Origin of the sequence: Lamprobacter modestohalophilus (assembly GCF_016583905.1) — a bacterium.
GTDB classification, from domain to species: Bacteria; Pseudomonadota; Gammaproteobacteria; order Chromatiales; family Chromatiaceae; genus Lamprobacter; species Lamprobacter modestohalophilus.
The window spans coordinates 93196-115404 of record NZ_NRRY01000011.1 but is presented as its reverse complement, the minus strand read 5'-3'; the positions used below and the strand labels follow the sequence as shown (position 1 = coordinate 115404).

The 22209-nt window shown below is 60.9% G+C and carries 20 protein-coding genes; 4 read left to right on the top strand and 16 right to left on the bottom strand.

Annotated elements, in window-relative coordinates; all coding sequences use genetic code 11:
* Positions 1–232 precede the first annotated feature (232 nt).
* Positions 233–2830 (top strand): S8 family serine peptidase, encoded by a 2598-nt coding sequence (locus tag CKO42_RS09190; RefSeq protein ID WP_200242502.1) that lies wholly within the window; start codon positions 233–235, stop codon positions 2828–2830.
* Positions 2831–2892: 62 nt separating this feature from the next.
* Here the strand turns inward: CKO42_RS09190 and CKO42_RS09185 are convergent, their stop codons facing one another.
* The 5 genes from CKO42_RS09185 to CKO42_RS09165 form a co-directional block, all read right to left on the bottom strand.
* Positions 2893–3408: a hypothetical protein gene (locus CKO42_RS09185; protein ID WP_200242499.1), complete on the bottom strand. Its 516-nt coding sequence runs from the start codon at positions 3406–3408 to the stop codon at positions 2893–2895.
* Positions 3409–3471: 63 nt separating this feature from the next.
* The gene (locus CKO42_RS09180) at positions 3472–4260 is read right to left on the bottom strand and encodes an RpnC/YadD family protein (RefSeq protein WP_338034886.1); all 789 of its coding nucleotides are present in this window, start codon (positions 4258–4260) and stop codon (positions 3472–3474) included.
* Between the two features lie 441 nt (positions 4261–4701).
* Positions 4702–5673: an Rpn family recombination-promoting nuclease/putative transposase gene (locus tag CKO42_RS09175; protein WP_200242496.1), complete on the bottom strand. Its 972-nt coding sequence runs from the start codon at positions 5671–5673 to the stop codon at positions 4702–4704.
* Positions 5674–5850: 177 nt separating this feature from the next.
* Positions 5851–6057, bottom strand: coding sequence for a DUF6447 family protein (locus tag CKO42_RS09170; protein WP_200242493.1), 207 nt, complete (start codon positions 6055–6057; stop codon positions 5851–5853).
* Positions 6058–6114: 57 nt separating this feature from the next.
* On the bottom strand, positions 6115–6906 hold the full coding sequence (locus tag CKO42_RS09165; protein ID WP_200242490.1) for a SapC family protein: 792 nt from the start codon (positions 6904–6906) through the stop codon (positions 6115–6117).
* Between the two features lie 589 nt (positions 6907–7495).
* On the opposite strand from CKO42_RS09165, the gene CKO42_RS09160 reads away from it, so the two are divergent.
* Positions 7496–7702 carry a hypothetical protein gene (locus CKO42_RS09160; protein WP_200242487.1) on the top strand — a complete coding sequence of 69 codons (207 nt, stop codon included), beginning with the start codon at positions 7496–7498 and terminating at the stop codon, positions 7700–7702.
* A gap of 218 nt (positions 7703–7920) precedes the next feature.
* Here the strand turns inward: CKO42_RS09160 and CKO42_RS09155 are convergent, their stop codons facing one another.
* From CKO42_RS09155 to CKO42_RS09145, 3 genes are all read right to left on the bottom strand, one after another.
* On the bottom strand, positions 7921–8652 hold the full coding sequence (locus tag CKO42_RS09155) for a transposase (protein WP_200242483.1): 732 nt from the start codon (positions 8650–8652) through the stop codon (positions 7921–7923).
* An 86-nt stretch (positions 8653–8738) separates the two neighbouring features.
* Complete coding sequence (locus CKO42_RS09150) at positions 8739–9008, bottom strand: Rpn family recombination-promoting nuclease/putative transposase (protein ID WP_200242479.1); 270 nt, start codon at positions 9006–9008, stop codon at positions 8739–8741.
* Positions 9009–9106: 98 nt separating this feature from the next.
* Positions 9107–9895 carry an RpnC/YadD family protein gene (locus CKO42_RS09145; protein WP_338034885.1) on the bottom strand — a complete coding sequence of 263 codons (789 nt, stop codon included), beginning with the start codon at positions 9893–9895 and terminating at the stop codon, positions 9107–9109.
* Positions 9896–10293: 398 nt separating this feature from the next.
* Between CKO42_RS09145 and CKO42_RS09140 the strand changes: the two genes are divergently transcribed.
* Positions 10294–11223, top strand: coding sequence for a hypothetical protein (locus tag CKO42_RS09140; RefSeq protein WP_200242475.1), 930 nt, complete (start codon positions 10294–10296; stop codon positions 11221–11223).
* Positions 11224–11256: 33 nt separating this feature from the next.
* Here CKO42_RS09140 and CKO42_RS09135 read toward each other — a convergent pair whose 3' ends face one another.
* The 4 genes from CKO42_RS09135 to CKO42_RS09120 all read right to left on the bottom strand — a co-directional run bounded on the left by CKO42_RS09135 (position 11257) and on the right by CKO42_RS09120 (position 15907).
* Entirely contained in the window at positions 11257–11559 is a 303-nt protein-coding gene (locus CKO42_RS09135; protein WP_200242472.1) for a hypothetical protein, read from the bottom strand.
* Between the two features lie 45 nt (positions 11560–11604).
* Positions 11605–12738 carry an RpnC/YadD family protein gene (locus CKO42_RS27255; RefSeq protein WP_242479245.1) on the bottom strand — a complete coding sequence of 378 codons (1134 nt, stop codon included), beginning with the start codon at positions 12736–12738 and terminating at the stop codon, positions 11605–11607.
* A 311-nt stretch (positions 12739–13049) separates the two neighbouring features.
* Positions 13050–14906, bottom strand: coding sequence for an autotransporter outer membrane beta-barrel domain-containing protein (locus CKO42_RS09125; RefSeq protein ID WP_200242470.1), 1857 nt, complete (start codon positions 14904–14906; stop codon positions 13050–13052).
* 317 nt (positions 14907–15223) lie between these two features.
* Positions 15224–15907 carry a helix-turn-helix domain-containing protein gene (locus CKO42_RS09120; RefSeq protein WP_200242467.1) on the bottom strand — a complete coding sequence of 228 codons (684 nt, stop codon included), beginning with the start codon at positions 15905–15907 and terminating at the stop codon, positions 15224–15226.
* A gap of 120 nt (positions 15908–16027) precedes the next feature.
* Between CKO42_RS09120 and CKO42_RS09115 the strand changes: the two genes are divergently transcribed.
* A complete protein-coding gene (locus tag CKO42_RS09115; protein ID WP_200242464.1) occupies positions 16028–17395 on the top strand; it encodes a site-specific integrase in 1368 nt (455 codons plus the stop codon).
* Between the two features lie 181 nt (positions 17396–17576).
* On the opposite strand, the gene CKO42_RS09110 is transcribed toward CKO42_RS09115, so the two are convergent.
* From CKO42_RS09110 to CKO42_RS09095, 4 genes are all read right to left on the bottom strand, one after another.
* Positions 17577–18482 carry an Rpn family recombination-promoting nuclease/putative transposase gene (locus tag CKO42_RS09110; RefSeq protein WP_200242525.1) on the bottom strand — a complete coding sequence of 302 codons (906 nt, stop codon included), beginning with the start codon at positions 18480–18482 and terminating at the stop codon, positions 17577–17579.
* A 191-nt stretch (positions 18483–18673) separates the two neighbouring features.
* A complete protein-coding gene (gene radC, locus CKO42_RS09105; protein WP_338034884.1) occupies positions 18674–19186 on the bottom strand; it encodes a RadC family protein in 513 nt (170 codons plus the stop codon).
* A gap of 106 nt (positions 19187–19292) precedes the next feature.
* The gene (locus CKO42_RS09100) at positions 19293–21107 is read right to left on the bottom strand and encodes a cobaltochelatase CobT-related protein (RefSeq protein WP_200242461.1); all 1815 of its coding nucleotides are present in this window, start codon (positions 21105–21107) and stop codon (positions 19293–19295) included.
* 121 nt (positions 21108–21228) lie between these two features.
* Positions 21229–22176 (bottom strand): DUF3150 domain-containing protein, encoded by a 948-nt coding sequence (locus CKO42_RS09095; RefSeq protein ID WP_200242458.1) that lies wholly within the window; start codon positions 22174–22176, stop codon positions 21229–21231.
* Positions 22177–22209 lie beyond the last annotated feature (33 nt).

Here is a 22209-nt window from a genome sequence, read left to right as displayed (position 1 = left end):
CACGGTTTGATGAGGGAGGGCTGGTATCCCATGACTAGGATTCGGCTATTGAGGCACCGCCAAACGAAAGGGGCGGAAACAGATAGGCCGGGTCTACGGGCGCGGGATGCCTGCTCTCTACTCTACCCAGGCGACTTTGCCTCGAAATGCGCGCTGGGTCCGACCACGAGGCAGCTTCAGGCGCTAAACTTCTACAGAAAAGGTCCACCGCCATTCTGAATCTAGGAACGCCATGAAGGCTTGCGCCCGCGCCACCTCCTTGCCGCTCTCCTGCGCTGCACTGCTCCTCCTCATGCTCGGGTGGTCGCTGGCATCGCAGTCCGCGCCTGGTTTCCTCGGCGACCACCAGAAGGGGCCGGATGCCACCGCCAGCGTGCGCCAGGTGAAACGCCCGCTGCCGGACCAATACATCGTGCTCTACAAGCCCGAAGCCGTTGATCCAGGCCGCCGCCGCTCGGCCATTCAGGTTCAATCCGCTGTCGGCGCCCTCAATCAAGGCCTCGCCAGCCAATACGGTGGCCAAATCCGCGCCCAATGGAGTCGCGCGGTGCAAGGCATGGCCGTTCGCCTCAACGCCGCCGCGGCCGCACGCCTAGCCCGCGACAGTCGCGTCTTATTGGTCGAGGAAGACGGCGTGGTCACCGCCAGCGCGCTCCAGAGTCCCGTCACCTGGGGGCTCGATCGCATCGACCAGCGCAACCTCCCGCTGAACAACAGCTACGCCTACACGGCCGACGGCAGCACGGTCACCGCCTACATCATCGACACCGGCATTCGCACCACGCACCAGGAGTTTGGCTCACGCGCAAGCTGGGGCACCAACACCGCCGGCGATGGGTTTGACCTCGATTGTGATGGCCATGGCACCCACGTGGCCGGCACCGTTGGCGGCAACACCTATGGAGTGGCGAAGGGGGTTTCCCTGGTCGCCGTCAAGGTGCTCGATTGTGACGGTTTCGGGAGCGATAGCGGCGTCATCTCAGGCATCGAATGGGTCGTCACGCAGGTCGCGAGCGCCGAGCATCCGGGCGTCATCAACATGAGCCTCGGCGGCGGCTACTCACTCGCATTAAATCGAGCGGTCAAGTCCGCATCCGACGCCGGAATCCCGGTGGTGGTCGCCGCTGGCAACGAGAATGAAGACGCCTGCACGAGCTCACCAGCCTCAGCGCCGGAAGCCATCACCGTTGGCGCCAGCACCAGTGCCGATCATCGCTCTTGGTTCTCCAACTTCGGCAGCTGTGTCGATCTGTTCGCCCCCGGATCAGCCATTACCTCGGCGACCAATGCCAGCGACACGGCCACCGGCACCTGGAACGGCACCTCGATGGCCTCACCGCACGTAGCCGGCGCCGCCGCTCTCTACCTGGATGCTGCGTATCAGAACAGCGGAGCTATTCCCACGGCCGCCGACCTCGCCGCGCAGTTGCTCACCAATGCCACGCCAGACCAGATCACCGATCCCGCTGGCTCACCGAACAAGCTGCTCTACACCACCAATGACGGCAACATCCGCCTTCAGGTCGCCAAGGCCGGCACCGGCTCCGGACGCGTCGAGAGTCTTCCTGCAGGCATCGACTGCGGCGCAGACTGCAGCCAAGTCTTTACCCAAGACACCAACGTTGCGCTGTATGCAGACCCGGACGCCGGCGACAGCTTTGACGGCTGGAGCGGAGCGGGCTGCAGCGGCACGGGCTCCTGCAGCCTGACCATGGACGCATCCAAGATCGTCACGGCCACCTTCAGCACGCCGCCGCCAGAAATCAGCAGCGGCGAGCCAATCGCAAACCTCTCGGGACCCACAGGCAGCACCCAATACTTCGCTGTGCAAGTGCCAGCCGGCGCGACGGATCTCGTTATCAGCATCAGCGGTGGCACTGGCGACGCTTATCTCTATGTCCGCTATGGTGAACTGCCAACGGCGATAGCGTACGATTGCAGACCGTATTTACCTGGTAATGAAGAAACCTGCACTTTCCCAACGCCAACATCGGGCACCTGGTACGTGAGACTCCATGCCTGGTCAAGCTATTCAGGGGTGACATTGTCAGCAGACTACAGATCCCAAAGTGTTGACTATCAACTGAGTGTCAATAAGACCGGAACCGGAAGCGGCACTGTCACAAGCAATCCCGCTGGAATCGCCTGTGGCAATACCTGCGAAGGCACATTCGTCGACGGTACGGGCATCGTGCTTGAAGCGCAACCCGCTGTCGGGAGCGCATTCGGCGGTTGGTCGGGCGCTTGCTCTGGCCTGGGCTCTTGTGAGCTCACCTTGGAGAACGCAGTTGCGGTCGATGCCGAGTTCTTCCGAAAAAGCGCATCGAGTGACCCCGGGCAAGACGTCTCACTGCCCTCTCGTGGTGGCTGGCGGGCTGCAGTAGCCAACGCGGATCAGCGGTCGAGCCAGTCGATCGAGCAGAAAGAATCGCTGCTCTCAGGGCCTGGAGTCGGCGAACTGAGCACCGACGCACCCGATGAAGAAACCGAGTTCGATATGCCGATGGTCCATCCCGACTCGCCACAGCCCAATGTTCGTGATCATCAACCTCAAGACGTTCACGAAACCATCAACATTGGCGAGCCGCTCGAGGTTGGTGAGCAGCGCTCCTCTCGCAAGGTGGACAAGACGGCGGAGATGATTGAGATTGGCAAACACATCGATGTCGATGCACCGCCGATAGCGTCTCATGCAGGCATCCACTCTGAGCGCCAATGGATTGGGGAATTTCGCGATGTCGATGAAGCCCCGGACCATCAGACGATGCACACTCCGACCGCTAGCGCCAAGGTGCGAAACATCGGCGCCCCACTACCCGCTAACTTTTGACTTTCTGGAGCTGGATCATGCAATTAAGAACAGCAAAACAACTCGGCTGGTGTTTATTAGCGCTAATAACACTCGCTGGCCCACCAGCTTGGCCTGGCACAGCATGGATCGTGACTGAAGTTGAGCGCGTTTTTGTCGACTCCGTCCATTACGGCGGCTGTATGGCGCTGCTCAAAGAGGCCCCCCCGAATGGCTGCGATCTTTGGGTCACGTTTAGTTGCACAGGAGATTTTAATGATCAGGTCTTCGGGTTCCGCAAGCTCGACCAAGCACAGCTTGCGGTTGCGACTGGTAAGCGTGTTCTTGTTCTTGTAGATGACAGCAAGAAACACAATGGGTATTGCTTCGCGCGGAGAATTGATGTCTATAAGTGATGTCTGCCACGAACATCTGCTTCGATATACCCAAGCTATTTGAAATTTCGGGTCGTCATTAAGCACGGACGATCTCGAAGTGTAACCAGTCGAGAAGTCCATCAGGGCGGCGATCTCAGCTGGGGCAAAGCCTTCGATCAGCTGCTGGAAGAACTCGGGGTGGCTGAACAGCTCCTTGTAGCCGGTGTCGTGGTGCTTGGCCATCGGTGCGTTGGGTCGGCAGAACCGCCTCGGTCTCAATCAGCTCATGGGGTGCTGCTTCCAACCTCAGTGAAAAATCGTCTCAGGGCTCTCAGCCGTGAGAATGCGGCCCAACCAGGTGTCTAGTTGCTCGAGCTCGGCGGTTTCAATGCGCTTGCGATGCACTTGCGCCGCTTCGGGGCCGAATTTCTGCTCGAGCAGGCGCAGCAGTGTACTGGCTTCGCCCTGCTTCACGCCCTGCTTCACGCCCTTATCGATCCCAGCTTGTTCAACGGTGGTCACATACGGCATACGCTGTTGCTCCTCGTAGGTATAGAGTTCTTGGTGGAAGTCCGCTTCCAGCGCCTCGGGCAGGCGGATCATCCAGTCGATGAGTCGGAACAATTCTAGAATCAAGGCGCACTCATAGCCGCGCTCGTACATCAAGCGGATCAGGTGGAATTTCCAGCCCTTGAGCTGCTTGGCATCCTTGGTGAGCTTGGTGCGGATCTGCGCCATGACCACGAGGGCGAAGACGTTGTCGCTGGCTTCCAGCTCGGCCCAGCGTTGCGGCTCAGCGTAGTCGAGCAGTTTGACGGTGGGAAACTGGAAGTCTATCCGATAGTCCCAGAGTGCCGCGTTGTACTGCTGTGGTCGAAAGCCTTGGTCGGCATCGGCGAGCACCGCGAGACTGGCCACTGGCACCTGATAGCGGTCACGGATCTTATAGTGATAGGTGAACATCCGCTCGGCAAAGGCGGTTTCCGGCTCGCCTTGGACCTCGACATGGATCAACACCCAGACCGCCATGCCATTGCGCAGCGTGACACCGACCAGCTTGTCGGCATAGCGCCGGGTGGTCTTGGCCTCGCGCACAACCTTTTAGATGGGCTGGGCTGGAACTCCTTATCGAGAAACTGCACGCCTTTGGACCAATCGATCTCGGCATGAATCGCCGGGAACAGGAGCGCCAGGAACTCGGGGAAATAGTGCTCCAGCGCCTCTTTCCACGGGCTGTCGTGGTCGCTTTTAGGCGAAGCGGATGGAGTGTTGTTGGTCTCGGTACTCATCGGGCGAGTGTAGCGCAGGCGCGTACCAGCAGGCACCAGCGGCAGCCGCCTCAGCAAAAGCCCCCGAGGCGCGAACCCCGGGGGCTGGATGGTGGGAGCCTGTGGTTAGGCGGGATCAGTCAGGGGCTGGGCGTCCTTGCCCGAGGTGGCCCGGAAAATAAATCGAACCTGGACCCTTTGATTTCAAATGAGCGCTCAGCAGCGACGGGCACGGGGGGGTTCGGGGGTTTGTTGTGGACACGCGCTCTTAGCGCTGGGTCTCGGTGCGCAGCGCCTCGACTTGCGCAATGCTCAGGCCGGTGGCTTGGGCAATCTGCCCGTCGGTGAGCATGCCCAGAGCGATGAGGTTGCGGGCCGTGGCCTGAGCCTTTTCCCGCTCGCCTTTCTGTATCCCGATGCGCTCGCCTTTCTGTATTCCAATCCGCTCGCCTTCCAAACGCTCGCGTTCTGCCCAGTGTTGTAGGTTTTCGGCCAACATGGCGTTGTCCTCGATGAGTGAATGAACCTGTGTAAGGTCGATCTTCGCGCCCAGCCGGCGCAGGTGGCGCTTGAGCCAGCGGGTGATCAGCGCATCGAGCCTCGCCTTGTTGGGGTCGGCTAGGATCAGGCGCACCAGTCGATCGACCGCCGCTTGTAATGAGGCCCGATCCCCGGAGGCGATCTCGACCTCGAATACACCGCTCAATGGACTGTCGATGGCGCTGAGCTGCTCGGGCGTGTAGCGGCCTTCATCGATCAGGTAGTAGCGCAGGTGCGGCTGGTAGGCGCGCAGGAACAACGGTGGCGTGGGACGCACCAGTTCGTCAATGTCTTCGGCGGCATGCCAACGCTCAAGCCCATTGTAGAGCACGATCGGTAGGATTGGGGGCAGACCTTGCGCTGTGGTGGTGACCTTGGTCTTGAGCAGGTGCTGATAGAAGCAGGCGACGTAGTGGAGCATGCGCAGCGGCATGGTGGGGTCGACCGTGGATTGGAATTCGATCAGCAGGTAGAGGAACAACCGCTCGGTGACGCCTTGCCAATGCACCTGCACCGACCAGACGACGTCCTCGAAGCGCTCCTCGAACAGCGGCGTGATGTAGTTGCCGCTGTGGTTCTTCAGCGTGGTGAAGTCCATCAGGCTGGCGATCTCGGGCGGGGCAAAGCCTTCGATCAGCTGCTGGACGAGCTCGGGGTGGCTGAAGAGTTCCTTGTAGCCGGTGTCGTGGTGCTTGGCCATCGGTGGGTTGGGTCGGCACAACCGCCTCGGGTCGGTGATGGGTGACCGACGCTAACGGACACGACGGACTTTGGCTAGCTGCAGCTGGCCGTGGCGAGTGATGGCCGGCAACACCCAGCCATCCAGCCCCGAGCGCGCGATGGTTTGCTGAGGCCATGCTGGCGGGCTGGGAATGCCTCAGTGTGTGGTGGTGTCGGGCAGCTCCGCCTTCAGCGCATTGGCATAGGCACCGCGCGCGGTCTGGGCGATGGCCAGCTGCTGCTGCAGGCGTTGGATCTCTTGATCGCAGACGCGCAGGTTGGCGAGCTGTTGCTTGGCGGCGTCGCTGAGGTCGCCCGGGTTGTACTCGGTGCCGTCGATGGTGAGGGTTTGGGATTCAGCCATGATGGATTCCTGCAGGGGTTGGTGGTGGGATGCGCGTGCCCGGCGGTCACGTCCCGATTACGTGTCCCAGTCGAAGCTAAGGCTGTCTTCGGCGCCGAAGAGGTCATTGGAAGCGAACGCGGGCTTCGTCTTGGCCTTGGCCTGAGCGTGGTGCTGCGCCAGTGTACCGAGCCGGCCGATATGCTGCATCGAGAGCAGTTGGCAGTAGATCAATGGCAGGGCGCCGGCTTGACGGAGTGTCTCGAACTGATCCGCCGGCAAGGCGTTGAGGGTGGCTTCGTCGATGCGGTAGAGCCCTTGCACGGGCCGTTCGCCGTCGGCGCCCTTGGCCTTCAACGGCCATGGCTGGATCAGTCCCTGCTCGGCCAATCGGGCGCAGAGGGTGGCGGTCTGGGCTCGGTTGGCGGCGACCTGCTGGAGGAAGTCGAGCACCTTGCGCACCGGCTCTGCTGGCTGATCATAGACATCAAAAAACGGCTCGCCCTCTTCCGGCAGCGGTTGCTCCAACACTAGGCCGCTGTCCTCGTCGATACACAGTACCTGCTGACCCTCCTCGGTCTTTGCCAAAGCGAAGGGATAGCCTCGATACACCGCTGGCACATAGCCGCCGAGCCAGCGACCGTCGGCACCAACGAAGAGGTTTTGCCCCGGCTGCAGACTCTGCACGGCCACGAGTCCGTAGCCGTCTTGCTGCTCGATGAAGCCGATCGGCAGGCTCATCAGCGCTTTCGGCAGTTCTTGCACCACCAGTGGCGCCAGCGTGTCGGCGGCGGCAAAGCGGTAGTCGGTGTAGCGCGCCCAGCGTTGGTCGCGATGTCGGGAGAGGGTGATCGGTTGCAGGTTAGCCATAGCTGTTTAGGTGTAATCGATGTCGGCGAGGTAGCCGACGGTCCAGTCGGTCATGGGCGGTTGCTCTGGGTCAGGAGGCGTTGGCTCTCGGTCAGCGCCCATTTTAACCCGCTTCGCCAGTAGGCTCTCTAGCCGGCTTAGCATCTGCATCCGGAGGGAACAGGTCGCTTGGTAGGTCTGTGGCTTGGCGCGATGCGCATGAAAAAGCCCCCGAGGCGCGAACCCCGGAGGCTGGAAGTGTGAAACCTGATTAGGCGGGATCAGTCAGGGGCTGGGCGTCCTTGCCCGGATGGCTCGCCCCTTTGATGACTTGATTCATGCCAGCGCGCTTCGACCTGCAATGTGGCTTCATGAGCCATCCGCGCCCGCTCTGCGACACGATAGCCGGCGGCCTCATTCAACTGACGCTTCACCTCCCAAAGTTCAGCAAGAATTGGATCGGGCGCCCTCATGGGTTGAGGTTGGGTTTGGGCTGGTAATCTCATCGGATGCCTTCGAGCAGTTCTTCGGGTGTTGTCAGCAAAGCCGGTGTCTGGCCAAGTGAAACGAGTGTATCGAGCAGTCGGGCTTTTTGCTCCGGGCCAACAAGATGAGCAAAATTCCAGCTCAAAAGATAGCGAGCGCCGTGATAGCTGGCCAGCGCAACGTGCAGCGCATCCTCCGCTTCCGTTGCCGGAAGCGCACCCGCCTCGATGATCTATTGCGCCAGCCGCTCGCAGTCAGGGTTGATTCGGAGCATATCAATGCTTCGAACGACATCCAGCCGACGTCGTGCCGCTACAGGGTCACCTTTTGAAGCTTCGTCGATCACCAGCTCAGAAATCGCCCGTGCCCAGTATTGATCAGCTCGATCCCACCAATCGCGCGTCTAGACCTGACGCGCGCCGTCACCACATCCCGGCTCGGTCGCGCCGTCAGATATGAGATGACCGAGGTTTCAACAAAGACTAAGGGTTTCAGGCTTGGTTCGCCCCGCGCATCGCACAAGTAACAGGGAATTCAGCGCGCAGAGCGCTAAAGCGCCAACTCCATCTGCCCCGGCAACACCGCCGGCCCGCCCGGCTCCAAGCGAGGTCGCCCGCGCGGACGCGCTTCGCGCCGCTGGCCGGTCATCTGCTCGATCTGTTGCAGAAATCGCTCACTGCCGATGGGCTGGGATTGTTGAATGGCCAGACGCAGCTCCGAGAGTGCCGCCTCGTCCAGTCCGGTGCGAAACAGTTCCCGATACGCCGCCTGCCGGGACTCGGGCGATGCACCCAGTTCCAAATACAAGCCATGCGGAGAGAGCAGCAGATCGCTCGCGCCCAGACCATTGGCCCGGTAGCTGCTCCAAGGATACTCCCCTGGGTCGCGCACTATGTCGGCGCGCACCGGATTCAGCTCAATGTAGCGCTGGCAGCGTAGCAGATAGGTATCGGTCTGGATCAGGGAGGACTTGTAGCGACTATCCCACAGAGTGCCGGTGCGGCGATAGGTCTTATTGATGTACTGCACGAACCGCCGCCCCAGCGCGATAATCAAGCGCGGAATGTCCTCCGCTGCCTTCGGCGTCAGCAGCAGATGGACGTGGTTGGTCATCAGCACATAGGCGTGAAGCTGGATTCCGGTTTTCTGCAAGCCGTCCCCGAGCCAATGCGGGTAAGCTTGGTAGTCTTCATCGGCAAAGAAGCAAGCCGCGCGGTTGTGGCCGCGCTGGATGATGTGATGCGGGTAGTCGCCGATGTGCAGGCGGGGGCGTCTTGGCATGCCCTAAGTCTAGCAGAAAAATAAATCGTGCCTGGCCCCCAAGGAGAGGCGATCCCCGGAGGCGATCTCGACCTCGAACACACCGCTCAATGGACTGTCGATGGCGCTGAGCTGCTCGGGCGTGAGCGGCCTTCGTCGATCAAGTAATAGCGCAGGTGCGGCTGGTAGGCGCGCAGGAACAACGGTGGCGTGGGACGCACCAGTTCGTCAATGTCTTCGGCGGCATGCCAACGCTCAAGCCCATTGTAGAGCACGATCGGTAGGATTGGGGGCAGACCTTGCGCTGTGGTGGTGACCTTGGTCTTGAGCAGGTGCTGATAGAAGCAGGCGACGTAGTGGAGCATGCGCAGCGGCATGGTGGGGTCGACAACAGCTCCTTGTAGCCGGTGTCGTGGTGCTTGGCCATCGGTGCGCTTTGGCTCTGGTCTCGGCTCATTCGGTGCTGAGCCGAACCTCAGTGAAAGATGGTCTCAGGCGTCTCGGCGCTGAGGATGCGTTTCGACCACTGCAGCAGTTGCTCGGGCTCGGCGGCCGTGATGCGCTCGCGGTAGGCATCAACGGTTTCTGGGCCGAATTTCTCGTCCAACTGCGCCAGTAAGAGGGTCGCTTCGCCCAGCTTCACGCCCTGCTTGATACCCTTATCGATCCCAGCTTGTTCAACGGTGGTTACATACGGCATACGCTGTTGCTCCTCGTAGGTATAGAGTTCTTGACGGAAATCCGCTTCCAGCGCCTCGGGCAGGCGGATCATCCAGTCGATGAGTCGGAACAATTCTAGAATCAAGGCGCGCTCATAGCCGCGCTCGTACATCAGGCGGATCAGGTGGAATTTCCAGCCTTTGAGCTGCTTGGCATCCTTGGTGATCTTGGCGCGGATCTGCGCCATCACCACCAGGGCGAAGACATTATCGCTCACTTCCAGTTCGGCCCAACGCTCGGGCTCGTCGTAGTCAAGCAATTTGACCATCGGGAACCGGAATCTGAGGTCGCAGTCCCACAGCGCTGCGCTGTACTGCTGTGGTCGAAAGCCTTGGTCGGCATCGGCGAGCACCGCCAGGCTGGCCACCGGCACCTGATAGGTATCACGGATTTTATAATGATAGGTGAACATCCGCTCGGCAAAGGCGGTTTCCGGCTCGCCTTGGACCTCGACATGGATCAACACCCAGACCGCCGTGCCATTGCGCAGCGTGGCACCGACCAGCTTGTCGGCATAGCGCCGGGTGGTCTTGGCTTCGCGCACAACCTTTTAGATGGGATGGGCTGGAACTCCTTGTCGAGAAACTGCACGCCCTTTGACCAGTCGATCTCGGCATGGATGGCCGGGAACAGGAGCGCTAGGAACTCAGGGAAATAGTGCTCCAGGGCTTCTTTCCATGGACTGTCGTGGTCGCTTTTAGGCGAAGTGGATGGAGGGTTGGTGGTGTCGGTACTCATCGGGCGAGTGTAGCGCAGGGGAATACCCGCAGACACCCGCTCAGCAAGGTACGCAAGAGCCCCCGAGGCGCGAACCCCGGGGGCTGGATGGTGTAAGCCTGTGGTTAGGTGGGTCAGTCAGGGGGATTACGCATACTGTCCCCGGAATGCCAACGCCGTATCATCACCTCCGGACTCTATGAGGAGGCCCGCCAGAGACAGCGGTTGCTGGAATGGATCGATAGGCTGCGCAAGACTGAACCGGACACGCTCTTCGCGGACGCGACCCTGAAACCGCTGATCGCGCAGACGCGAGGCCACCTGAGGACCTTGGCGCGTGAGTCTGCCATCACGGGTCTGTCGCCACTGATCCAGGCCATGCTCATCCCGATGCTGCGCGTGCTGTTTCAGACCTATGCGCAGTCTCCGGTCCCTGCCCATGCCAAGCCCGAGACGATCATCGCGTTTGTGCGCACCCTGCAGGCGAGCCTCAGACTTCCGTCGTTGAAACAGGCGCTCGATCACCATCAACGCGCGCAGCGTAAAGCGCTGAAGAACCACATCCAGAAGGTCAAGGGGCACTTTCAACAGCATCGCTGTCTGACCTTCGTCCATGTGCTGTTTGAACGCGAACCCCACAGGCAGCAGTGGCTGCATGATCGAGCGCAGCACAACCGTGAGTTCTTGCGCGCTCGCACTGCCCTGTTCAAGGCCTGTCGCCAGGGACGCGAGCGCGCGTTTGTCGACCTGCTGGGCTATCACTGGCGCCTGATCAGTCCTCTTGAGCAGGGACTGCGCTTATGGATGGTCTTTGTGTTTGCCCCGACCAACCGCGAATCGAGACCGCTCAGTGAATCGCCCGAGGAGCGCGCACAGCAGTGCGCTGCCTATTGGCGAGAGACGATCACTCAGGGATGGGGCGTGGGCTTGATCGCTCACGGTCGGGATCAGCCTGCAAGGCACAGCGCGCAGCTCGGGCTGGTCTGTCGGGACGATGCACAGGCCATCGCGCGCCTGCAACGGTTGCTGTCGACCTTTGATGCACTGAGCTGCCTGGATGTCTTGCCTGCTCCGACGCGTGCTCGGGCCACCCTGAAGGGCGCTCAACAGCAACGCTCACAGGGCAATGGCAGGGGGCGAGCGGGTCAGGGTTGAATCAGCCTGCTCTGCGTCTACCCGAAGCATGCGTCAGGGGTGGCTCACGCGCGAAGGCGTCTGTTGCACGCACTCGACCAGCTCCCGATACGCCTTCTCCACGTCCGCATCCTCGATCCCCGCGCCGATGAAGTCTTCCAGCGCATCGCAGAGCGCGATCGCCTCGGGGCTGTCTCCGAGTTGCTCCGTCCAGCGTTCCGACAGGGCATAGAGCCGATCCAGATCCGTTTGGGTCATGGGCTCGAACAGCAGATGCTCGAAGCCCTCTAGCTCTGCCAGCAGTTTGGCGTGGGGCTGAGGTGGGATGGCGTTGCTGCGATCAGGCTTGGTACGCATAGTTTGAGTCTAGCAACAGGGAGCGCGCCTAGTCACCGGACAGCATCAGTTGTCTGCGCGTAATGCCTCGACCTGCGCCACACTCAGGCCGGTGGCTTGGGCAATCTGCCCGTCGTTGAGCATGCCCAGTGCGATGAGATTGCGGGCCGTGTCTTGAGCCGTTTTCTTCATCCCGATCCGCTCCCCTTCCAAACGCCCTTCCCGACGCTCGCGCTGTGCCCAGCTTTCTAGGTTCTCGGCTAACATGGCCTTGTCCTCGACTAATGAGTTGATCTGTTTGAGGTCAATGTCCGCACTCAGCCGCCGCAGGTGGCGCTTGAGCCAATGGGTGATGAGCCGATCCAGCCGGGCCTTGTTGGGGTCGGCTTGGATCAGGCGCACCAGTCGATCGACGGCTGCTTGTAATGAGACCCGATCCCCGGAGGCGATCTCGACCTCGAATACACCGCTCAATGGACTGTCGATGGCGCTGAGCTGCTCGGGTGTGTAGCGGCCTTCGTCAATCAGGTAATAGCGCAGGTGCGGCTGATAGGCGCGTAGGAACAGCGGCGGCGTGGGACGCACCAGTTCGTCAATGTCTTCGGCGGCATGCCAACGCTCAAGCCCATTGTAGAGCACGATCGGTAGGATCGGGGGCAGCCCTCGGGCTGGGCTGGTGACCTGCCAGCGCACTTGCACCAGCCAGACGATGATGATTTGCCACCAACCCCGCCGGGTTCGGGTAGCGACGGCGGCAGGAGTCACCACACCGGCGCGGCAACTGTTATCAGCTGATGATATGCTAAGGCATGCGAGGTGGGTGCGCGGCGTCTCCCGCAGGGCTTCAGCCTGGCCCGCCGCATAGGCCGAGCGCATCTGCGCGGTCAGCGCCGCGACCAGATCCCAATCCGCCGTGCGCTGGGCGATATAGAGCAGGGCGCTCGCCCATTGCAGTGGCCGCCCCATCTGCTCAAAGGCCTCGGTGGCCACCGTTAGCGCCAGGCCCCGCTGCTCGAACCGCGCCACCAACCGCGCCGCGCGCAGGCGCTGCTCAGGTGTGGCCTGCGGGGCGCGCATCACCTTCAGCAGGGTCTCGGCCGCGGCCTGGTGCTGTCCGCCGCGATCCAGCAGGATCGCCTGCCGCAGCCAGCCCGCGACGGTCTCGGGATGAGGCGCGGTCGCCGCCTCGAGCCCGCTCAATTCAGCCCCCCGGCAGTGCGGGCATACGCGCCGGGCGCGTATCGGCGACGGTCAGAGCGCGGCTCGACCCAATGCCCGCATCGACGCAGGGCCGCGCTCTGGCTCTGACGCGGGCAAGGGGCGGCGTTCGAGGTTGCGCAGTGGGCCACCCTCACGGGGCCAGTGCGCGATGGCGACGGCCTCCATAATCGAGACGATGTAGTCACCGGTTTGTTCATCAGGGGGCTGAGGATAAAAAAAGGGGAGCCGAAGCTCCCCTTGCGCGACGACTACCCGCCTTAGACCGGCAGGCAGTGTTCGTATAGCCCCGATCAGGCGAAGATGAGACTGGCTGAGAGCTCGGCGTCTGCATCGACACCGACAAGCACGATTGTCCCCTCAAACTGGCCATCGGCGGCGGTAATCACAGCATTAGCACCGTCTTGTACGATATCGAGGTCATTGCCATCCGTAATCCCCTCGAACAGGCTGAAGTCCAGTCGATCTTTATTGGCTCCTGTGCCCGCATCGAATCCTCCGCTTTCACTGACCTGTCCGATTTCCACATAGCCAATGTCATCGCCGACGAACTGGAAGAGATCACGCTGAGTATTCAGCGTATCGTACTCCAGATCCCCCGTGCCAACCTGGATTGTCACCTGCTGAGCGACATCGGCAATCGTGAACATTGTACCGGTACCGCCACTCGCCCCATCGCCTCCGTTCATGCCCGAGAGATCCAGGGTGGAGAAGGAGTCTTGGTCTACTCCCATGCCGAACGTCAGCGTTGTATCTTCTCCACCGGTCACGGTCACGGTCTCTAGGCTAGCCGAGACACCGGCATCGGCACTCAGCGGTCCAGTGAAGGAACCCGAGCCCTCGCCCAAGTTGAGCGTCAAGGTCTCCAAGCTCGTGGAGTTCAGTGCGGCCACTTCAACGGATGTATCGCCGACGAGATTGACGGTGCCGTTGACCAGGTCATTTGCGATCAGCCCGCCGCCCCCGACATATGAGCCACTAGCCTCTTCTTCAAAGGTCATCGCAAGGGCACTAAAGCCTTCGAGGGTGATGGAACCATGACCAGACGAGCCACCACTCTCGCCCACGTTTAGTGTGTTCTTAAGCGTGATCTCATTGAAGGCTTCGGAGCCGATGATGGTCAGATCGTTATCAGTTTCACCACCGCTAGAATTGACTCCAACTCTTGTCATCCCTTGGAGGGTCAGGCTCGTGAAACCGGTTTCACTGAGATCGAGCGTATCGCTCCCAGAACCAGGGCCCAAGTTGTTCAGGAACGATAGCTCCTGGAAGTTGCTGACGTTGGCGAAATCGTAATCCGACAAGCCACCGGAATAAATGAAAGAGTCATCATCAACGACCAACGTATTAGCGCCTAAGCCGCCGTCGATGGAGATATCAGTGGGCAGTGTTGTGGTGCCGGCTCCAGACTCAAGGCCAACCATCTCCGCCGCAACCGTCAGGGTGTCGTCTCCGTCGCCAAGAATGACATCCAGCGGGCCGTAGTTGTCGGCGCCGCCGCTGCCACCATCTTTCCCACTGATATCCAGCTCAAGGTCGCCGCTATAGCCAGTGGCGTCAACCGACTCGAGCGCGTTGCCGAAGTCGTTTCCATTGATCATCAAGCCTGCCGAGCCTTCAATCGCCAGGGTCTCGATGTCGTCGTCTTCCGAAGCGCCAGCCCCACTGACCCCAAAGAAAGAGAGGTGGTTGACCCCTGAGGCGGCATTGATGTCCAGACCGGTGATATCATCGTCGCCACTGGCGGCGATGGTTAAGTCCACTGAGCCACTAGCGGTAGCATTACCCGCACCTTGCAGCACGATCTGCTGCGTGTAGCTGTCTGAGCCGAGCACGTCTGATGCATAGGTGATGTTGTAGTCAGCACCTGCGGCCACCTGATTCAAGCCGGCTATGACAGGCCCTTGAACGTCCTTGACGTTGAGCTCAAAGTTGGAACGATCACTCCAGAGTTGTTCTATGCCGGAGAAGTTTTCGGCATTAACGTCAATCCCACCACTAGATCCAGATGCATCAGCGGACGAGCGCAGATTCACGACCTCGATGCTTGTCAAGGTGACAGTATTGTCGACGTCGTCCGCGAGACGAGCATTCAGCGTGTCGGTGCCCCCAGCGCCATCCAGGTCGTCGAATTCGGTTAGGGTGTTCATGACAGCAGCTGAGTTAACTAATGTAGCTAACGGCCCTGAGAAAATATCGTCACTCGTTGTGCCATCGAGATTATCGACACCAGTAGTGAGCGTCCTAGTCTGGGCTCTTCACAACCGACTGATTCAATTGATCTTTCCACCCTCTCGAAAGCGCGATTCTGGCGTTTTCCACCTGATTTCCACCCATCCCCCTGCTGGCCTGCCCCGCTCGCAATCGCTGGCTGACGCTAAGCGCTTGTTTTTCTTAGACACCGTCTCTTCGTTGGTTTTCCATCCCGTTTCCAGTTGGCTGCTATCGACCTGTTCCTAGCCAACGCTCACGATGGCTCATCTTCACTGCCCTGCTCGGACTGATCCGCACGTGGGCTCGCCTCCGACGGTGTGCTGAGCAGTTTGCTCAGTAAGGCGTGCTCGGTCTCAGTCGCTTCGGTCATCGTCCCTGTAGAGGCTTGCCCCTCCTTAACGCCGCTCACAGCACTGAGGGGAATCAGTTCACGACGTTCTTCCTCCTCGATCGCGAGAACAGCCTTCGCCTGCACGATCACGCTCAAGGTTTCATTCACGGGAGACCAGTCGAGGTCGATCCCTCGCGCTTGCATGGTCTCGATCAAAATCATCAGCGTATCTGAGCGCATGATGCTGTCGTTGCGCTCGCCATGGGTCACGACGGACTTGCTCAACCCGAGTTCATCCGCAAACGCCTGCTGGCTGATGTTGAGTGCAGCACGGGCTGCTCGCATCGCAGCGGAATCCAGATGAGGGCCTGCAGCCTCAAGCCTGACCGTATCGAGCGTGCTGAAGAGGTCGATCTCGATCTGTCGCGATCGCATCACCGCGATCAGTCGAACCAGCGTATCCGCGCGCATCGCCATGTCCGCGCGTTCGTTGCGCGCAATGATCGTCTTACTCACGTCGAGCGCACTGGCCAACTCGACTTGTGTCATCTGGGCGACAGCCCGAGCCATGCGCAAGGCGATCGCCAGTCGCGTGGTTTCGTACATGGGACTTGACTCCAAAGAAAGGCAAGCTATGATGCTCTTCAGTGGCGATTTCGTCACTGAAGTGATCTTTAGGTTTTATGACGCTCTTCTCGAAAAAAAAAGGCGTCTAAGGAGAATCAAATGCCCAAGTTAAACCTGACGCAGCACTTTGTCGAGCAGCAAGCCCGCTGCCCGCCTGAAAAGGCTAGGATCGATTACTACGATAAGAAGGTGGTAGGCTTTTCGCTCAAGGTGCTCCCCTCTGGCCACAAGTCGTACTATCTGCGCTATCGCGACAGCCACAGCAAGCTGATCGAGCGCAAACTCGCCAGTGCCGCCACACTCACGCTCAGTGAGGCACGACGGATCGCCCAGGAAATCCTGGCAAAGGTCACCATGGGTGAGGACCCCTTCGAGCAGCGTCGCGCACTGCGCAACGTGCCCACCCTCGCTGAGTTCACTGCCTCAGCCTATCTACCGCATGTGAAGGGGTATAAGCGCAGCTGGCAGACGGATGAGGGCTTGCTGCGCAATCATGTCCTGCCCCAGCTCGGGAAGCTGTATCTCGACGAGATCAAGCGCCAACATCTGGTGGAGATCTTTAGTCTGCACCGTGAGCACCACGAACCTGCCTCGACCAACCGGGTGATCATCCTGTGTCGGTACGTCTTCAACTGCGCGCTGAAATGGGAGGTGGAAGGACTCAGTCGTAACCCGACTGCGGGGATCGATCTCTACCCAGAGAACAACAAGCGCGAGCGCTACCTGAAAAAGGACGAGGCACGACGCCTCTTCGAGGCGCTGGAAGCCTCACCCAATCCGCTCCTGTCCTACATCATCGCCATGCTCCTGCTCACCGGAGCGCGCAAGCGTGAGGTGCTGGATGCGCAGTGGGCGGATCTCGACCGCGAGCAGCAACGCTGGCGCATCGAGCGCAATAAGAGCGGCAAGACCCGCCATGTGCCGTTGTCACAGGGGATGCTCTCGCTACTGGCAAAGCTGCCCCGAGCAGCAGGGAATCCGTACCTGTTTCCCAACCCGAAGAGTGGCAAGCCATTCGTGAGTATCTTCAATTCCTGGAACACCGCCCGCTGCCTGGCGGGACTCAGTGACCTGCGCATCCACGATCTGCGCCACAGCTTCGCCAGCTACGTGATCAACCAGGGGCGTTCGCTCTACGAGGTGCAACAACTGCTCGGTCACACGCAGGTCAAGACCACGCAGCGTTATGCGCATCTGAGCCAAGAGTCGTTGTTATCTGCAGCGGATACTGCAGCGCGCTCGGTGCCTTGGGATCGGGAGGCGCGCGCATTGGGAGAGACTGAGACTGAGACAGCGCAGGATCAGGAGGCCATTAAGGCGCTTGAGCGCGAGGGAGACAGCGGCAGTGGCAAGCAGCCCGGTTGCGCCCCGGGCATGAAGGCGAAACAGGGAACAGGTACACCACCCGCACCGGTGCAGTCTCCACCGGGCGACGATGCGCCCAGCAGCGACCCGGAAGACGAATAAAGACACAACGTAGACGTCATCGCTAGGGAGCCACAGGGGCTACCCTCAGCAGCCACAGGGGCTGCTCTTTCAGTCCGTCATGTAGAAGACGGGCAAAATCCGTGCAACGCTTGCTCCCGCACGAAGGCCAGACGACGGGCTTGGTCATCCGCACTCAGCTTGCGGATTCGGTTCATCGCGCTTAATGCTTCAGCCTCTCATGAAGTGCTTTAACCTCCGCTTCGCTCAAGCCTGACGCAGCGGCAATCTGCTCATCCGCCAACAGCTTCAAGGCAATGAGGTTCTGAGCCACTTCCTCGCGTCCTGCCTCGCGTCCTGCCTCGCGTCCTTCCTCGCGTCCCTTCTGCATCCCTTCCTGACGCCCTTCCTCACGTCCCTCTCGCCTCGCCTCATTGAGAAACGACACCTCATCGTGCAGCGCACGCTCCCGCACGAAGGCCAGACGACGAGCCTCCTCATCCGCACTGAGCTCGCGGATTCGGTTCATCGCCTGCTGGACCGGTTCATGGGCCACAGTCGCCATCGTCAGTTCCTCTTGCCAGTGTTTGAAGAAGGTCACCCAAGCCCGCAGCGGACCTGGTGCCAGTCCTAAGCGATCCGCCTTGCTCAATTCGATCAGGTTCATCTGCAGGATGTTCCCCAGCGTCACGCTGGGCTGCTGCTCATCGCGCATCTCAAAACGCCAGAGCGCCTGTTGGCGTTCCTGCTCGCTGGCGGTGAACAGGTCAAAGTCCAACAGATGCAGCCCGACCGAGGCTCTCAGCTCCTGGTAGTCCTCACCAACACTGAGTTGCCCGCCCAAGGTGCGCGCCAGATAGAACAACCCGCGCTTGTGCCAGGCCCCGTAGCGACGCACCTGGACCTCCACATTGTAGCAATGGCCTTGCGTATCGCGAGCCAGCACATCGAGGATGATGTACTTCCCGGTCAAATCACTGGGCTCGATGTTGGGGTTTAAAATCTCAACCGAGGCGATGTCGGGCAGATCCGGGCGCAGATCATTGATCAGCGCCACCAACAGCTCAGGGGCCTCGACAAACAACCGTTTGAAGACGTAATCGTTGGTCGGATTGAGTAAGGTCTGCAGGGTCATGTCTGTCTCGATGCAGTCAAAAAAAGAAGGCCATCGCCATCTCCAGGGACACTGCCGATCAAGCCACCACGCCTCTCAGCCCGGTAACCAAGCCCGCAGCGGGCGGGGAGTCCGATCAGCGCCTGATAGCGGCGGTGGTCTTGGTCGGACTCCCAGACATCCTTGATCCTCCCTGAGCCCTGGTCTCAGAGCAAGCCCCGCTCTGCGAACGACACCCCCGCACCGTCCCCGATGACGAGGTGATCGAGCACCTGCACATCGATCAGCCCGAGGGCCTCTTGGAGACGCTTGGTGATGCACAGGTCCGCCTGACTGGGCTCCGCCACGCCTGATGGATGGTTATGCGCCAAGATCACCGAGGAGGCATTCCAGTGCAGACATTCGCGCACCACCTCACGCGGATGCACACTCGCTCCATTGATGGTTCCCCGAAACAGCTCGCGGTACTGGATGACCTGGTTGCGACTGTTCAGGTAGATCACCGCAAACACCTCATAGGCCAGGCCATACAGGCGCAGCTTCAGATACTCGCGCGTCAACTCCGGGCTGTTCAGACACTCACCCGCGACCTGATAGCGAGCTTCCAGACAGCGGATCGCCTCCGCAACGAGCTGCGCCTCATGCTCAGGGAGCGCAGACCGACGCAAGGGATCATTCAACCAAGGGCTCGCCATGGGAGGACGTTTCTGCATACGCATTGTCTATCTCCGTTAAAAAACGCAGGCAGACACAGCAGCCCCTGCGGGCTGCGATCTACCCGCAAGGGTGAAGGAAAAAAAGGGACCGATGGACGCAGCCAAGCCCCTAAGGTCGACGCCACAACAACAGCTGCTCCGCGACCTGGAACAACGCTTGTTTCAGCGTCGCGATGGCCTCGATGCGGATCGCCAGCGGGAACACCCGACTGACGTCATGCGCGATGCCAACCCCGATCAGCTCGATCCCCGCGCTCCCCGCCTGCTTGATCAAGGCCCGCGCACTGTCCAAGTCATTCGGGATGCCATCGGTCAGGGTCAACAACACCTTTCTGGGCTCAGGACGTGCCAACAGATCCGCTGTGGCAAACCACAACGCCCCGGTCATCGGGGTCGAGCCCCGTCCCCGTTGCACAAAGGCCCCGGAGCGACGCGCCACCCGCTCGCCATGGGCCAGCAGTTGCGTCACCTGTGCCTCATCTCCCTGACGCCCCGGAAACGCTGTCACTGCCCGCGACACCCCCCGGATCGGTTCCAACGCCAAGGCCAGCGCCATCGCCGCCTCCAAGGCCAAACGATCCTGGTAACCACGCATCGAACTGGATAGATCGACCAACAGATGGATCGCTGTATTCGGTGCCCGTCGCGCATCGGTGCGTCGGAACAGACGCGGATCACCGACGCCTGCGCGATGCAGATGCGCACCACTGAGGTGGCGACCAGCGCGAACGATGCGACTGCGCGTGCGGGTCTGCGATTCCACCAGCGCCTGTAACCGTGTGGTCAGCGTCGCGGAGTGGGTTCTGACCTGCTGCAACAGCGCTTGACCCTGGTCCTGAGGCCCCTCGCTGCGCTCCAGCGTTGGCATCAGGGTCGGTGACGCCTGACTGTGCGTGTCCAAGACCGCTGCCAGTTGGGTAAAGAGATCCTCAGGGAAGGCATCCGCATTGGCAGACAGGGTCTGCGCCACTGCGGAGCCTGCTGCGCTGACCGCTGCATCCCTGTCCCTGTCCGTGTCCATCTTCGACCCCGCTGCGCAAGACTCAGCCTCAGCCCCAGCGTCACCGTCATCAGCAACCGATCCGCTATCCTGTCCGTCGTGCTCAGCACCCTGAGTGGACTGGTCTTCTGTCTGAGGCGCGTCCGCTCCATCGCCACCCTGATCGTCAGGGTCTCCATCATCCGCATCAGCACCCACCTCACCCGACGACTCTGGTGGTGTCTGCACCGGTGCTTCCTGCTGCCCTGGTCGCGCATCCGCTGCGGGTGTTGGCGCGTGCGAGTGAGGCACCGGTGCCTGTGTCTCCTCTTCCATCAAAGCGATGATCCGCTGGGCCAGATCCACCGCCTCAGCGGTACTGCCCAACTGCGGGATCGCTGTCATCAAGCCCAATAACCGATGCACGAAGCGGGCGGGGAAGACCTGTCGCAACACCTGCTCCGCCTGGCTCGCTACAGTGGCCAACATCGCCTGCTGGCGATAGCGATAGCGGGCCAACACCAACAGGCTATTGGCAAACACCGTCGGCGGTGATGCGTGGGGTGTGGGGGCACTGATCTGGCCCTTGGCCAGCATCCAGTCCAAGACCGCGTCCAGGGTCTGACGCGTCCCGGGATAGTCGCGCAGCATCGCCTGCTCGATGCGCACATCTTCTAAGATATTGGTGATCGTGCGGGTCAGTGCGGTGTGCTGAGCGGTGTCTGGCCAGACGTTGAAGTCGGTATGGCGCACATGCCCCGCCTCATGGGCCAGATAGCCCCAGGCCAGGGTCTTGGCAATCGGATCATCGACCAGCTGCGGGATCTGGATGGTGCGACCATCGGTACAAGCGGTGTCGCCACCGACATGAACCGCGACACCGAATTGGCGACCATAGGCAGCAGCGACGATGGGTAAGGCGTGGTTGAGGGTGTTCAGACGCATGCGTGGTGCTCCAGGCAACAAAAAAGGCGCAGGACCGGTAAGTCGCTGCGCCTTGGGTGGGTGGATGGATACGTGGGTTGGATGCAGGCCCCTGATCGTGCGCTTGGGATGCGCGCGCCAATCAGAAGAAGAAGCTGGTTGGCTCCTGACGCGGTGGCGGTGATGGGCTGAGCGGGGGTGGCTCGGGCGAGACCGGATCGCGTTGCTGATCGGACCGACGCTGCGCGGGTACTCGGGTGCGCGTTCGCGTGCGGGTCAACTGTCCGCCCCCATGGCGGGCCATGCGCTCCGCATCCGAGAGCAACAAGGCCAGGCCCAAGCCCTCGTTGAACAAGGCGCCCTCGATCGGGGCGCTCACCGGAAGGCGTTGCAGCCAGTCATCGAGACTGTCAACCACTGGTTGGATACGCCCATCGATGAAGCTCAGACAGGCGAGCTTCTCGCGCACCCGTCCAAAGGTGCCCAGCGCGCGTCGATGCAGCTTGTCCTTGCCCTCGAAGCTCGCGTTCAGCTCTCGGGCCATCTGCTCGACCTCCGCGAAGATGCCATCACCGAGACGCTCCACCGTCTCCGCCAGCGTGCCCGGTTGCTCAGCAGGGGTGATGGCCACCAACTGATGACCAAAGCGCAAGCGTCCCGCAACGCACTCGACGGGCTCCACCGCTCTGCGGATCGCTGCCTCGAACCCGGGCAAGGTGCCAATCCAGCGTTCCAGATCGCGGTCATAACCGGACAGAAAGCGCTGACGATGGACCTCAAACTCCGCTTTGAGACGATCCAACTCTACCGCCAGCCCAGCACTGAGGTCCTTGGGCACCGCAAAGCCCCCAAGAAACCGCGTCCCGATGCGCAGACAGGCGCGCTCAGCGGATTGTTTCAGACGATGAAAGGGTTTTAACGGTTCTGGATCGCAGACCCGTTTTGAGCCCAGCGACACCAGCTCCTCGGGCGGAATCGCCCCGTCCGCCAGATGCAGGTCTTCCGCGCGCAGCTTCTTGCGCCCGGACCAGATGTGGATGTCCAGCACCACCAGGGTGATGCGATCGGTGATTTCCGTCATGGTGTACATGGATGGGCTCCTGCCACGCGTCACGCAGAGACT